The 13,240-nt window shown below is 36.1% G+C and carries 12 protein-coding genes; 4 read left to right on the top strand and 8 right to left on the bottom strand.

Features of this window, described 5'->3' with window-relative positions:
* Nucleotides 1–73: 73 nt before the first annotated feature.
* The 4 genes from RTX21_RS17030 to RTX21_RS17045 all read right to left on the bottom strand — a co-directional run bounded on the left by RTX21_RS17030 (nucleotide 74) and on the right by RTX21_RS17045 (nucleotide 3,804).
* Nucleotides 74–514, bottom strand: coding sequence for a heme-binding domain-containing protein (locus tag RTX21_RS17030; RefSeq protein ID WP_312769592.1), 441 nt, complete (start codon nucleotides 512–514; stop codon nucleotides 74–76).
* Nucleotides 511–2,163 (bottom strand): Ig-like domain-containing domain, encoded by a 1,653-nt coding sequence (locus tag RTX21_RS17035; RefSeq protein WP_312769594.1) that lies wholly within the window; start codon nucleotides 2,161–2,163, stop codon nucleotides 511–513. The genes RTX21_RS17030 and RTX21_RS17035 overlap by 4 nt, the downstream gene beginning before the upstream one ends.
* Before the next feature lie 132 nt (nucleotides 2,164–2,295).
* Nucleotides 2,296–3,456: a GlmU family protein gene (locus RTX21_RS17040; RefSeq protein ID WP_312769596.1), complete on the bottom strand. Its 1,161-nt coding sequence runs from the start codon at nucleotides 3,454–3,456 to the stop codon at nucleotides 2,296–2,298.
* 96 nt (nucleotides 3,457–3,552) lie between these two features.
* The gene (locus tag RTX21_RS17045) at nucleotides 3,553–3,804 is read right to left on the bottom strand and encodes a type B 50S ribosomal protein L31 (RefSeq protein ID WP_027383206.1); all 252 of its coding nucleotides are present in this window, start codon (nucleotides 3,802–3,804) and stop codon (nucleotides 3,553–3,555) included.
* Nucleotides 3,805–4,038: 234 nt separating this feature from the next.
* Here RTX21_RS17045 and RTX21_RS17050 point away from each other — a divergent pair, with 234 nt between their 5' ends.
* From RTX21_RS17050 to RTX21_RS17065, 4 genes are all read left to right on the top strand, one after another.
* Nucleotides 4,039–4,785, top strand: coding sequence for a hypothetical protein (locus RTX21_RS17050; RefSeq protein WP_312769602.1), 747 nt, complete (start codon nucleotides 4,039–4,041; stop codon nucleotides 4,783–4,785).
* 637 nt (nucleotides 4,786–5,422) lie between these two features.
* A complete protein-coding gene (locus RTX21_RS17055) occupies nucleotides 5,423–6,145 on the top strand; it encodes a sensor histidine kinase (protein ID WP_312769604.1) in 723 nt (240 codons plus the stop codon).
* A 2-nt stretch (nucleotides 6,146–6,147) separates the two neighbouring features.
* Complete coding sequence (locus RTX21_RS17060) at nucleotides 6,148–6,828, top strand: response regulator transcription factor (protein ID WP_312769607.1); 681 nt, start codon at nucleotides 6,148–6,150, stop codon at nucleotides 6,826–6,828.
* Between the two features lie 100 nt (nucleotides 6,829–6,928).
* Complete coding sequence (locus RTX21_RS17065) at nucleotides 6,929–7,219, top strand: hypothetical protein (protein ID WP_312769609.1); 291 nt, start codon at nucleotides 6,929–6,931, stop codon at nucleotides 7,217–7,219.
* A 343-nt stretch (nucleotides 7,220–7,562) separates the two neighbouring features.
* Here RTX21_RS17065 and RTX21_RS17070 read toward each other — a convergent pair whose 3' ends face one another.
* From RTX21_RS17070 to RTX21_RS17085, 4 genes are all read right to left on the bottom strand, one after another.
* Nucleotides 7,563–8,318, bottom strand: coding sequence for an enoyl-CoA hydratase/isomerase family protein (locus tag RTX21_RS17070; RefSeq protein WP_312769612.1), 756 nt, complete (start codon nucleotides 8,316–8,318; stop codon nucleotides 7,563–7,565).
* Nucleotides 8,319–8,481: 163 nt separating this feature from the next.
* On the bottom strand, nucleotides 8,482–10,527 hold the full coding sequence (paaZ, locus tag RTX21_RS17075) for a phenylacetic acid degradation bifunctional protein PaaZ (RefSeq protein ID WP_312769613.1): 2,046 nt from the start codon (nucleotides 10,525–10,527) through the stop codon (nucleotides 8,482–8,484).
* A gap of 113 nt (nucleotides 10,528–10,640) precedes the next feature.
* Complete coding sequence (pcaF, locus tag RTX21_RS17080) at nucleotides 10,641–11,846, bottom strand: 3-oxoadipyl-CoA thiolase (protein WP_312769615.1); 1,206 nt, start codon at nucleotides 11,844–11,846, stop codon at nucleotides 10,641–10,643.
* A gap of 190 nt (nucleotides 11,847–12,036) precedes the next feature.
* The gene (locus RTX21_RS17085) at nucleotides 12,037–13,221 is read right to left on the bottom strand and encodes a 3-hydroxyacyl-CoA dehydrogenase NAD-binding domain-containing protein (RefSeq protein ID WP_312769617.1); all 1,185 of its coding nucleotides are present in this window, start codon (nucleotides 13,219–13,221) and stop codon (nucleotides 12,037–12,039) included.
* Between the last annotated feature and the right edge of the window lie 19 nt (nucleotides 13,222–13,240).

Consider the following 13,240-nt stretch of genomic DNA (forward strand, 5'->3'; position numbering starts at 1 on the left):
GTCTACAAAAGAAACTTTTAAGAAATAAAAACCAAAGAAAATCCAAGAAGAAAACTGTACTGGATAAAACTTATTAATACCCAAGGATGGTGGAACAATAATCTTCTAAAGCTTTTCTTTGTTCTGTTGTCAGGTCAGCCTTGGGATGATAACCGATGTAAGAAGGTAAAGGCATTTGTAAATCCCGAACAGTACTGATGGTTTTTTTTATTGCGTTTTGCTTGAGGTCATTATTATATTTTCCCCATTCTGAAAAATTGAGATATTTGCGACCTTCATTGATATGATCTTTAATAGTCCAGGAAATCGGAGCTATATAGGAATATTGTGGATAAACAGTTTCATTGGAATGACAGTCATAGCAAGCGTTCTTCAAAATTGTCCTTATATTTTCCGGAGTCTTATAAATATCAACGAAGTTATCTCTCCTATCGACAGGTTTATTTTCTCTATCAACAGGAATAAATTGTATTGCCAGAAATACAATAACTATCCAAAAAATTATTTTTTTCAATTGACGGGCTGCTCTTCCTTTGTTAAATCCCAATTTTCATTAATCTCCCACATTTGTCGTGCATTGATCTTGCTCATTACATCTTTTTCTCCAACCTTTTTGAAGAGAAAAACATCTTCTGCCAATGTTTCGGTTGCAAAATCGGCACTATCCCAGTATCCATTCTCATTGTTGTCAACCAAAATCCTTAGTTTATATGCCCCCGGCTTTATATTGAGAAATGCAATTTCAGATTGATTGGTATATTGCTGATAGGCGGCTTCATTTTTTTCATTAAGTAATTGTATCCAGAATTTCTGAGCAGGAGGATTTATAAGATGGACTTTAAAACTCCCGAAGTCTTCCGGCTTTGCAACTTCGAAATCAAAACGAACACTTTCACTAGATCTGTTATAATAAGAAATGACCGTATTTTTAGGAACAGTCAATTTATATTTCTTTCCTGAGATAAAATTTGACTTAACAATAACTTGTGTCGAGTCCAATTCCGAAATCCTTGCTGTGAAATCCTGAGCAATACTATCAGACTCCAACTTCCAGTTTTCCGGCTGAATCTTATTAATCATATAATTAGAAGAAAATCGGAAATCTGTTTCTGGTGCTAATTTATTCGAAAAGAGATTTGCAACGGTCATTTCATCTTTCGCAGGTTTCTTGTAAAATACAGACATTGTGTCTTGTTTGGAACCCGTGTCATAAGAGAATTTCAGATTTTCACTTACAGTTGCTCCAATATTCTCTTTTGCAGCATCGAACCAAATTCGCACAGAATCTGATTTTGCCTTGTGTGTCACTTTATAATCTGCCGGTTTTTCTCCTACCGTTTTCACAACAACTTTATCCGGATTACCCTCAAAGATCATTGCCACACCTCCAACAGAGGCAGCCATTTCTTTGTATTTTACCACTTTTTTGGATGGGAAAACTTTCATCTTCATTCCCGAAATACTATTTTCAAGGTCAATTTCCGTCTTTTGGAAAGCAACACCCTCCTTTCCCGAGTCATAAATGGAATTACCATTCTCATCATCAAAACCAATGATCCTATATTTTCCCGGTGTCAGGTAATTGAGTTCAAAATAGCCATCCTCATCAGCTTTTGTAATATAATAAGGTTTTTGACGGTAATTCATACTATCTTTCACCTGATAAAGTCCCACTACTAAATTTTTCTCTTTCCCTTCCGAGTTTTTAATATTCCCCAATGCATCAGAAATTGTCCCACTTATATAGAGGTCATCCAATTTTTCTCCCGTTGAAAAAGCAAAATTGAAATAGGGCAACACATTACCTTCATTAAGGTCCACAACTGAGTTGCCAAAATTGAAGTTATAAGTCGTATTTGCCTGCAAGGAATCTTTCCACTGGATTTCCAGATACTTGTTACCAGTAGAAGAAGGAAGGATCTTCGTATATTTTATAGGCGGGGAAATGATCAGGTTTTTACTAATATCTTTCAACTGGATATATTCGTTAAAATATATTCTGAGCTCTTTGAGATTCTTAGAAACATTAACCCTGGTTGTATCAATATTAGAACCTATCATTTTTGGAGCGATAGAGTCTTTTTTTCCACCCACAGGCGAACCCACTCTGGCACAACTTACCAAAACCAACGATGCAAAAAGCCAAAGAAGATACTGCTTCATTATAAATTTAGATATTAGATTTAGACTTTAGGCTAAAATCTTAGAATGCAAAAATAAGGAAACTTTGCTACAAAACTATTTCGACAAACTGTAAAGTAAGTTAAATTGAAAACAAAAAATGAGTTTTAAAAATTAAAACTCATTATATATATACTTCAAAATCTCTTTGTCCACTTCTGTGATCGCTATTTTTCTTCGCTCCATCGCCTTTTCGGCAACTTCATAGGATTTTTCCAATTTGAATTTCTCATCACCCTTCATTCCTCCCCAGGAAAAGTTATCTACTAAATTTGGCGGAAAACCGGATTTGAAGATATTAGCTGCAACGCCAACCACAGTTCCCGTGTTAAGTTGTGTATTGATCGCTGTTTTGGAATGGTCTCCCATTATCAGTCCACAAAATTGTAAACCTGTATCGAGGAATCTTTTCTTTCTATAATTCCAGAGCTTTACAGAAGCATAATTATTTTTAAGGTTTGATGAATTGGTGTCTGCACCGAGATTGCACCATTCGCCAATCACAGAATTTCCAACAAAACCATCGTGACCTTTGTTGGTATAACCAAAGATCACAATGTTATTGACCTCTCCACCGACTTTGGAATGTGGCCCAATCGTAGTTCCGCCATAAAGTTTGGTCCCAAGATTAATCTTTGAATCTTCGCAAAGCGCCAAAGAACCACGAATATTGGAACCTTCCATAATCTCAGCATTCTTTCCGATGTAGATTTTACCCGTTTTACAATTGATAGTAGAATATTCCACAACAGCGCCTTCTTCTATAAAAAGGTTTTCCCGGTCTCCAATAAAACCATTCGTGGGCGATAATTCCTGAGAATCCCGGTCTCCTTTTATCAAATCGAAATCGAAATTGATGGCAAAATCGTTATGTGAAAAAATATCCGTTGTTTTTTCTATGAATAATAATTTCTCATGAATATCCGTCATTTTATTGATCTGGTTCAAAGAAAAATTCTCCATATTGATGTTTGCAACTAGTACCTCATTTTCATAAACCAAGGCTTCTCCTGGTTGTAAATCTTTGATCTGTTTTAAAACTTCTTTTGAAGGGAAGAAATTTGGGACAATGAAAAGACTTTGTTTTGGTTCTGGTTTTTTGAATTTATCCTGAAGATAATTTTCAGTTATATAAAAAACATCATCTATCTCAAGAAGTTTTTTCCATCTTTCTGAGAAAGTCAGAATCCCCATTCGCATTTCTGCAACAGGTCTTGTAAAAGTTAGCGGAAGAAAATCTTCCCAATATTGTGCGTCTGAGAATACTAATTGCATTGTTCAGTTATAATTTTCGTGTTCAAAGTTGAGCAAATTTACAAATAAAAAAGCCTTCCGAAAACGAAAGGCTTGTATTTATAAAATCAGCTAAGATTATTTAGCGAATTTTTTGTATTTGTTCATGAACTTATCAACTCTACCAGCAGTGTCAACCAATTTGGTCTTACCTGTGTAGAAAGGGTGAGAAGTTGAAGAGATTTCCATTTTGATCAAAGGATATTCCTGTCCTTCGAACTCGATCGTATCTTTAGTATCAGCAGTAGACTTACAAAGGAACATTTCATCGTTGCTCATATCTTTGAAAACTACCAATCTATAATTTTCTGGGTGTATGCCTTGTTTCATTTTCAGAAGTTTTAAAATTTGTTATAATATGAGTTTCGGACTAATGGATCCAGCAACTCTGGTTTTGAGGATGCAAAAATAGGAAAACTTTTTTATTCTGCAAATATTTATTATTAATAATTAAAAAAAGCCTTCTTTTATAATTTTTATCAATTAATCATTAATAAATGCTTATTAATATTGTCACTATAGTTTTCTTTATATATTTTTATACCACCTAAAAAACATAAAAATATGCCTACATTAATTACTCGTGAATATACTTCTGCTATTGAGAACTGGAATCAAGCAAAATCAAACTACTCTGAGATACAAAGCGTTATCTCTCCTGAAAATGTTTTTACACTCTATCCTGGCCAGGTAGAATGGCTGGATGCTCAAAATGATGCAGAAGCTTATTTCTGTTTAGAGATCGGTATTTTTAACAATCAGCTAATATTAATCTGCTCTCCAAGAACCAGTACGGGAGACATGAAAATCTTACCGAGTTATGAATACACCACATTAGCTCCACTACAGAGTGACCTGAAACTGACCCAAACCAAGACCTATACCTTGACAAGTCATTATACTCTTTCTGTTGACCTTACCAAAAGCAAAAATGATTCCGATGTCAACTTTCCTATTATGAATCAACCCGTAACTGGACAACAGATTGCAGTAGATGAAATAGAATCTTGGAGAGAAAACGGAATGGACTGGCTAAGTTTGGAATCTAACGAGTTCAACGGGGAAAGAATCTTCCAGAACTTTTTCGTCCCAAAACAAGATCTTTTGCAAAACCCGGAAGATACAACCAGCATCGTAGGTGTTTTTGGATTAAAGTATTCTCCGGTTTATCAAAGGTTATTGCCGACAATAATCTTCATCTCATGTTTTGATGATGCCTCTGCTGCAGATATTGCGACAAGAATCCCTTCCAACACTTACGATTGGACAAGACCTAGCCCGCCTTATAGATATTCTATAATAATTCAATAAATACTGTGGAACAGTTTTTCAAATTCAGTGGGATACTAGCTGATATTTTTTTAGGTATTGCTCTGGTTCTCGCAATTATAAAATATAAACGCTTTACAAAAAACGAAAAATGGTATATCTATTATTCCATTTTTGTCTTTTGTATAGAAATAATAATGTTTTTCAAGATAGAAGGAAGCACCAAATTTCTATATCCCGTTTACATAGCTGGAGAATTTTTTTTATTGTCAGGTATATTTATTAAAAAACTAAAACTCCATAAGTACTATTTCATAGCAACAGCAATCTTAAGTTTACTTTTTTTAACAATAGGCAAAATACTACCCCAATATGAAAATGATTATTCGAAAGCTGTTTCTAATCTTATTATAATCGTTCTTATTGCTTATTCCCTCATTCAGGAGATCAAAATTTCATCCGGTAAAAATAATTTTTTACTTCTAGACGGAATGCTTTTTCTGTATTATACGGTCAGTATATTTATATTTATGTTCCAACAACAACTAATAGAGTTTCATTTAGATTCTTTTTATATTTTTTGGATAATCAATAATTCATTACTTGTTTTTCTATATTTTACAATCTTATATACTTTTTTAAAATTAAAGAAATAAAGATCAATATCATTTTTCTAATTATGTTGGTAGTCGTTTTGATTATCATCATATCCTTTATATTGTTGGTTTACAAAAGTTTTATCCAAAGAATCATTCATGAGAAGGACAAACAGTTTCTCGCAGAAATGGACCATCAAAAAGAACTGTCATTAGAAAATATAAAAGGACAGGAAGACGAAAGAAAAAGAATTGCTATTTCTGTTCATGATGACATAGGCAATCGTCTTAACATCCTTTCACTTTGGTTAAACAATCTGGAACCTGAAAATCAGGAAGCTTCCAAAAAAGTCATTACCACACAAATCACAGAACTTATAGATTCTACCAGAAATATCTCTCATTCGCTTTATCCTGTGAATTTGGAGAAGTTGGGTCTGGTTTTATATTTACAGGAATTAGTCACTAATCTTTCTCATAAATTAAATCTAAATTTACAGATCAATTCCAAATATGAGAAGAAAGATACTTTCACAGAAGTTCAGATCTACAGGGTAATTCAGGAGTTCACGAGCAATGTAATGAAACACTCGAATGCTGATGAAGTCACCGTTTATATTAGAAAACATTCGAAATATCTGACCATAATCCTTTCTGATAATGGAGAAAGTTTCAATTATGAAAAAGCAAACAAAGGAATGGGACTTAAAAATATCGAGTCACGAATAAACTCTGTGAAAGGTTTTTATAAATGGAAAAACGCGATTGGAAAAGGAAGTCGATTAATCATTAATATTCCTAATTAATTATGAGTGAAAAAATTAAAATCGTGTTGGTGGATGATGAGCAACTCATTCTGGAAGGGATCAAGATGCTGCTTTCCGCACAAACAAATATTTCTGTAGATCACACAGCAACATCCGGTAAAGATATCTTGGAACATTTGGAAAAAACAAACGCCGATGATTTTCCGGATATTGCCATGGTTGATGTCCAGATGCAACCGATGGATGGATTTGAACTTGTTGAAATTCTGAAAAAAAATTACCCCGACCTGAAGATCATTATTCTTTCTTCACACTACAAAAGCAGTGTTTTAGGATACATGATCAAATTGGGGGTTTCCGCTTTTCTTCCAAAAAACTCAGATAAAAAGACTTTTATAGAAGCTATTGAAGCTGTTGATCAAAATGGGATGTTTTTCACAAAAGAAGATCATGAAATGCTTCTGTCCTATATGAATGCTCCCTCTCGAAAAAAATCGTTATTTGAAAATGATGAAACGCTTACCAACCGAGAAATAGATGTTGTAAAACTGATCTGCCAGGAAAAAACCAACCATGAGATTGCTGATATTCTATTTCTAAGTCCCAGAACCGTGGAAAGTCATCGTCAAAGGATTCTTGATAAGATAGGCGCAAAAAACACAGTGGGAATTGTTATCTACGCTGTCATTAATAATATACATACCATTCCTATTAAATTATAACTTCTAAATATTCAGTATTTCTACTCTAACATAAGATTATTTTTTATTATTTCTTTGAAGTACGAAAATGTAAAAAACAACTATTCAAATTTTTTACAATATGTCTTCCCCAATAGAAATAGTGAACTCTACCAATTACATCATTTCAGGTGAGATTTCTTACATGACTATCTTTTGCTCCAGTCATTATTTTTTCATGAAACCTAATGCGAATTGGAAATCAGAAAAACGGAGGATCTTTCCAATTCTTGAGGTTTCTGCTACGATCAGAACACCAAGAGGTACTTTTACGGCCAAACCTTTTATTTGCATTGGAATCGGTAAAAATTTGTTTGAAGTGATACAGATCAGAGAAAACATCTTTCATATCATAAAATTGAGACGTACTTAATAAAAACAGACGAACTTCATATTTTTAAAGCTTCATCAATATATTTTGTATGGAGCTTTTTTTATACGTTCAAAACTTATTGGTATAAATACCTAATCTTGAAATTGGTAATTTTTCCTCTGTTTTAGTGCTTGCCTTCTCAACTATCTTTGTATAGAAGATACGGACACAAATTCATATATAATAGTTAGTAAGTTCTGCCGATGAGAGTAGAATACTCCAAAATTAGAAACTAATAATGATGAGAATGTTTCAGAAAATTAAGTTATGAGTCGGATCAGCAACTTAATCTCTTAAATGGAGAAAATCCCTTTCCAATTGGAAAGGGATTTTACTTGCATATTTATTTACTTTTAAAACTATTAATAGCCTTCACAGTAAAATCTGAAAGAACCAAATGCCCGCTGATTCCAGCACGTTCTGCTAATAAACCATCCCAATGTTCTGTTCCTTTCCAGAAAATTTCTTTCAGTTGAGACATAGCTTCGGGATTTGATTTTGCTAATTTCTCAGCCAAAATCTGGATTTCTGCGTCCATTTCTTCCGGTGTTTCATATACATCCTGATACATACTTTTTTCCTGTGCCCATTCCGCAGAATAAAATTCGGTTGCATTGATTGCTAATTGTGCAAAAGATGAAGCACCGATTTTCTTTTCTACAACCGGTCCTATAACGAAAGGTCCAATTCCGACAGCCAATTCGCTGAGTTTTACAGAAGCATTTTCAGTTGCAAAAGTATAATCTGCCGCACAGGCAATTCCAACGCCACCACCGACAGCTTTTCCGTGGATTCTTGCAATAATCAGCTTCGGAGATTTTCGCATCGCATTGATGACATTAGCGAAGCCTGAGAAGAAAGTTTTTCCTGCTTCGAAATCTTTGATGGAAATCAATTCGTCGAAAGAGGCACCTGCACAGAAAGCTTTTTCGCCGCCACTTTTAAGGATGATGACTTTTGCTTCGTCATTATGACTTAGATTATTGATTTCTTCAACAAGATTTTTAAGTTGCGAACTCGGCATCGAGTTGCTTTGCGGATGAAAAAACTCGATGGTTCCGATTCCGTTTTGTATGTTTGATTTTACGTATGCGTTCATTTTTGTTGTTGGTTGATAGTTGTTAGTTGATGGTTATTCATATATAGAATCTGCTGCCCGACTTGAGCGGAAATCCTTTTTTGCGTATTCTCAAGTTCTACTTAAACTGAAGTCGTCTGCAAAAAAGATTGGGAGCGGAAGGCGGATTAAGCTGCCCAAATAATTATTCTTGATTAAGTTTTTTTACCATTGTCAAAATCGTAGCAATCGCGACAGTCTCTCCAGTCTCATCATAAACATCGACTAGCCATCGCACGATTCCTTTGGCAATATCTTCTTCGTCACGTTTTTCCTGACTGATTTTTTCTTTGCAGGTAAACTTCACGCCAATCGTCATTCCTGGATACACAGGCTTTACAAAACGACATTCGTCCAAACCATAATTCAGTAAAACCGGCCCTTTTCTTGGGTCAACAAATAAGCCTGCAGCTTTACTCAGAATGAAATAACCGTGCGCAACTCTGCCTTCGAAGATTGTTCCTTCCAAAGATGTTGAATCCATATGCGCATAGAAATTGTCACCTGAAACATTGGCAAAATTGGTAATGTCCGCTTCTGTAACCGTATGCTTCGCCGTGATGTAAGTTTCGCCAACTTTCAACTCTTCAAAATGCTTTCTGAATGGATGAATATTATCCTCAAACTGTTTTCCGCCGTATTGATACTGTTGCGTGATATGTGTCAAAGTCGTTGGCGAACCCTGGATTGCCGTACGCTGCATATAATGAAGAACGCCCCGTTTTCCGCCCATTTCCTCGCCCCCGCCGGCTCTGCCCGGACCGCCGTGAACCAGCATTGGCAACGGCGAACCGTGACCTGTACTTTCTTTTGCACAGTCTGAATTTAGAATCAGAATTCGGCCGTGCATCGATGCAGCGCCGATGACAAAATCTCTTGCAAAATCGTCATCAGCCGTCACAACCGAACAGCAAAGCGAACCTTTTCCCATTCTCGCCAGTTCAATTGCTTCCTCGAGATTATTATAAGGAATCAAGGTGCTGACAGGTCCGAACGCTTCGATATTATGACAATCTGTGTATTTAAAAGGGTCTGAATTAAGGAATAAAATCGGGGAAATGAAAGCGCCTTTGTTTTTGTCCGCACCTTTCACTTCAAAATCATCCAAATTTCCGAAAACAATATCCTGAGTTTTGGCTAATTCCTGAACTTTCTCGGAAACTTCCTTCACTTGGTCTTTATTTGCCAAAGCGCCCATTCTCACGCCTTCGACATTCGGGTCACCGATGACAACGGTTGAAAGTCTTTGTCCAAGAGCAATCTGAACATCCTCAACCAAATTTGCAGGAACTAATAATCTTCTGACCGCCGTACATTTTTGTCCAGCTTTGGTTGTCATTTCGCGTGTTGCTTCTTTAATGAACAAATCAAATTCGGCTGTTCCGGGTTTCGCATCTTCGCCTAAAACCATTGCGTTCAAAGAATCGGCTTCCAAATTGAAAGGCACAGATTCTTCAAGAATTCTTGGATGAGCCTTCAACATTTTTCCTGTGGAAGCCGAACCTGTAAACGTCACAACATCTTCCATCGTCACATTTTCCAGAATTCCGTTGGCCGAACCACAAATCAATTGCAGACTTCCTTCTGGTAAAATTTGGGAAGCGATGATTTCTTTAACCACAACTTCGGTCAAAAAACTTGTTGCTGTAGCAGGTTTTACGATGGCCGGAACGCCAGCCAAAAGATTGACCGCAATTTTCTCCAACATTCCCCAAACCGGAAAATTAAATGCGTTGATATGAATCGCAACACCACGTTTTGGGGTGCAAATATGATGTCCGATGAATGTTCCTTCTTTGGAGAGCTTCACCGCATCGCCATCTATATAATAAGGTAAGTCGGGAAATTGTCTTCTGAGCGACGCATTGGCAAAGAGATTTCCGATGCCACCTTCGATATCAACCCAAGAATCTGCTTTGGTTGCGCCGGTTGCCCAACTCACTTTGTAGAAAATGTCTTTCTTTTCCAAAAGATGAAAAGCGAGTTTCTTCAACATCAAACCTCTTTCCTGAAATGTCAGTTTTCTCAAAGCCGGACCACCAATTTTTCTGGCATAATCCATCATCTCTCCAAAATCCAAACCTTTGGAAGTCGCCGTCGCCATCAATTCGCCATTGATAGAATTATATAAAGCCTGCCCTTCTCCTTCTCCTTTTATCCATCTCCCAAGTGCGTAATTTTCTAGTTGCATTATTTCTTTTTGTATTTATGTATAATGTAAAAGGTATTTATGACTTATTGTAACTACTTCAAATATTGATGCAAATCGTGAATACTTTTTACATCAATACATTTTACAATTCACTAAACTTTCTCAATTACCACCGCAAAACCTTGTCCCAAACCTACACACATTGTAACCAGGGCATATTTTTTATTTTGGTTGTGAAGTTCATACATTGCGGAATTCAGAATTCTTGCGCCGCTCATTCCAAGTGGATGTCCAAGTGCAATCGCTCCACCGTTCGGATTGATTCTGGCATCATTATCATCCAATCCCCAAGCTCGGATGCAGGCTAAACTTTGAGCAGCAAAAGCTTCGTTTAATTCGATAACATCAATATCACTAAATGTCAGTTCAGCTTTTTGTAATGCTAATTCAGCTGCTTTTACCGGACCAATTCCCATAAATTTTGGTTCAACACCAACAACAGCACTCGAAACAATTCTAGCTTTCGGCGTTAATCCAAATTCTTTAACAGCATTTTCTGAAGCTAACAAATTCGCCGCTGCACCGTCATTCAATCCTGAAGCATTTCCTGCTGTGACTGTTCCATCTTTTTTGAAAGCTGTTCTTAATTTTGATAAACCTTCTAAAGTTGTATCGCTTTTAGGAAATTCATCTTTATCAAAAATCAAATCGTCGCCTTTTCTTTGCGGAATATTAATAGATACAATTTCCTTCGCTAATCTTCCATTTTCCTGAGCAATCTTTGCTTTTTGCTGAGAATTAAAAGCAAATTTATCTTGGTCTTCTCTGGAAATTTGGTCTCGCTCAGCCAGATTTTCTGCCGTTTCGCCCATTGCATCAACGCCGTACATTTCTTTCATTTTAGGATTGATAAAACGCCAGCCGAAAGTTGTGTCATAGATTTTAGCATCACCACCAAAAGGGCTTTCGGATTTTGAAATCACTAATGGCCCACGCGTCATATTTTCAACACCACCGGAAATCATCAAATCAGCATCGCCAACCTGGATTGCCCGTGAAGCATTAATCGCTGCTGACAAACCCGAAGCGCAAAGCCTGTTGACGGTTTCGCCAGGAACGTGATAATCCAAACCAGAAAGGAGAGCCGACATTCTTGCAATGTTTCGGTTGTCTTCACCCGCTTGATTAGCGCAACCTAAAACAACATCATAGATCCTACTTTGGTCGATATTCGAGTTTCTTTCTAATAGTTTTTTGATGGCAAAAGCCGCCATATCATCGGGGCGAACAGAAGATAAACTTCCTTTCAACTTTCCGATTGGCGTTCTTACTCCGTCTATTATATATACTTGATTCATTTTTATGATTGATAAATGATAGTTGATGATTGATTTGAACACAAAGGACACAAGAAATCATTTTGATTATGCTTTAAGCTCACAAAGGCGTAAAACTTATAAGAGAAATTATTTCCCAATCTTATTCTAAGCGAAGCGGCTTTGTGAACAAAAAAAAATAAAAAACTTTGTGAGCATTGTGTTCAAATCATTAATAAAAAGTTTTATTTTGTTTGACTAAATTTCTAATGATTGGACTGCATCTGTAACGGTCTTCATGATAATAATTATAAAGTTGGTCCAATTCTTTTTCAAGATTTTCCAAACCAAATTCATCTGCCCATTTTAATAATCCTTTTGGATAATTCACACCTTTTGTCATTGCCAAATCGATGTCTTCTGCGGATGCGATGTTTAAGAAATAGGCATCTGAAGCTTCATTCATCAGCATTACTAAAATCCTGTTGAAAATCGTTTTGAGCAATTCCTGATTTTCATTTGGTATTGGTTGTTCTGCATTTTGGCTCTTTTCAGTCGCCGAACCACTGGTTTCAGAGTAATCATAAAATCCCCTTCCTGATTTCTTTCCAAAAAATCCAGCTTCGAATAATCTTTTTTGTGTGAATGACGGTTTGAATTTCGGGTCATAGAAGAATTCTTTGAAAACACTTTCTGTCACTCTATAATTGACATCGTGACCAATGAAATCCATCAATTGAAACGGTCCCATTCTGAATCCACCTAAACTTGTCATTGCAAAATCAATAGTCGCACAGTCTGCAATTCCTTCTTCCAGAATTCTGATTGCTTCTCCGTAAAAAGGTCTTGCTACACGATTTACAATAAAACCGGGTGTGTCTTTTGCAATAACCGGTAATTTCTTCCAGCTTTCTACTAAACTCTTCGTTTTCGAAATTAAATCTTTATCAGTCTGAATTGCAGGAATAATCTCTACCAAAGTCATCAAAGGTGCTGGATTGAAAAAATGAATTCCAATCACACGTTCCGGTTTCTGACAAGCTGATGCAATCGATGCAATGGATAATGATGAAGTATTGGTTGCCAAAATGCAATCTTCGGAAACTAAGCTTTCCAACTTTTGGAATAACTCTTTTTTGATTTCCAAATCTTCAATAATAGCTTCGATGATTAATTCGGAGTCTTTTAGTTCTGATAATTTATCACTCAATCTAATATTATCGAAATAAGTTTCTGCTTCTTCGTAAGTCAGCTTTCCTTTTTCGGCCAATTTCTGGAAATGCGTTTCCAGATTTTGTCCGGCTTTTTCTACAGCAATCGGATTGCTGTCGTACAACAAAACCTGATTTCCGGCTGTTGCAAAAACCTGCGCAATTCCACTTCCCATTGCTCCGCTACCGACTATTCCTATTTTCATTTCTTTTTGTAAAATGTAT

The organism is Epilithonimonas sp. (assembly GCF_032054305.1).
Classification (GTDB): domain Bacteria; phylum Bacteroidota; class Bacteroidia; order Flavobacteriales; family Weeksellaceae; genus Epilithonimonas.

Bases quoted from the DNA above. Each gene is read 5' to 3' on its own strand.
- RTX21_RS17045 (WP_027383206.1), bottom strand. From the start codon at position 3,804: ATGAAACAAGGCATACACCCAGAAAATTATAGATTGGTAGTTTTCAAA.
- RTX21_RS17055 (WP_312769604.1), top strand. From the start codon at position 5,423: ATGTTGGTAGTCGTTTTGATTATCATCATATCCTTTATATTGTTGGTT.
- RTX21_RS17070 (WP_312769612.1), bottom strand. From the start codon at position 8,318: ATGAACGCATACGTAAAATCAAACATACAAAACGGAATCGGAACCATC.
- RTX21_RS17085 (WP_312769617.1), bottom strand. From the start codon at position 13,221: ATGAAAATAGGAATAGTCGGTAGCGGAGCAATGGGAAGTGGAATTGCG.
- RTX21_RS17035 (WP_312769594.1), bottom strand. From the start codon at position 2,163: ATGAAGCAGTATCTTCTTTGGCTTTTTGCATCGTTGGTTTTGGTAAGT.
- RTX21_RS17050 (WP_312769602.1), top strand. From the start codon at position 4,039: ATGCCTACATTAATTACTCGTGAATATACTTCTGCTATTGAGAACTGG.
- RTX21_RS17040 (WP_312769596.1), bottom strand. From the start codon at position 3,456: ATGCAATTAGTATTCTCAGACGCACAATATTGGGAAGATTTTCTTCCG.
- pcaF (WP_312769615.1), bottom strand. From the start codon at position 11,846: ATGAATCAAGTATATATAATAGACGGAGTAAGAACGCCAATCGGAAAG.
- paaZ (WP_312769613.1), bottom strand. From the start codon at position 10,527: ATGCAACTAGAAAATTACGCACTTGGGAGATGGATAAAAGGAGAAGGA.
- RTX21_RS17060 (WP_312769607.1), top strand. From the start codon at position 6,148: ATGAGTGAAAAAATTAAAATCGTGTTGGTGGATGATGAGCAACTCATT.
- RTX21_RS17065 (WP_312769609.1), top strand. From the start codon at position 6,929: ATGTCTTCCCCAATAGAAATAGTGAACTCTACCAATTACATCATTTCA.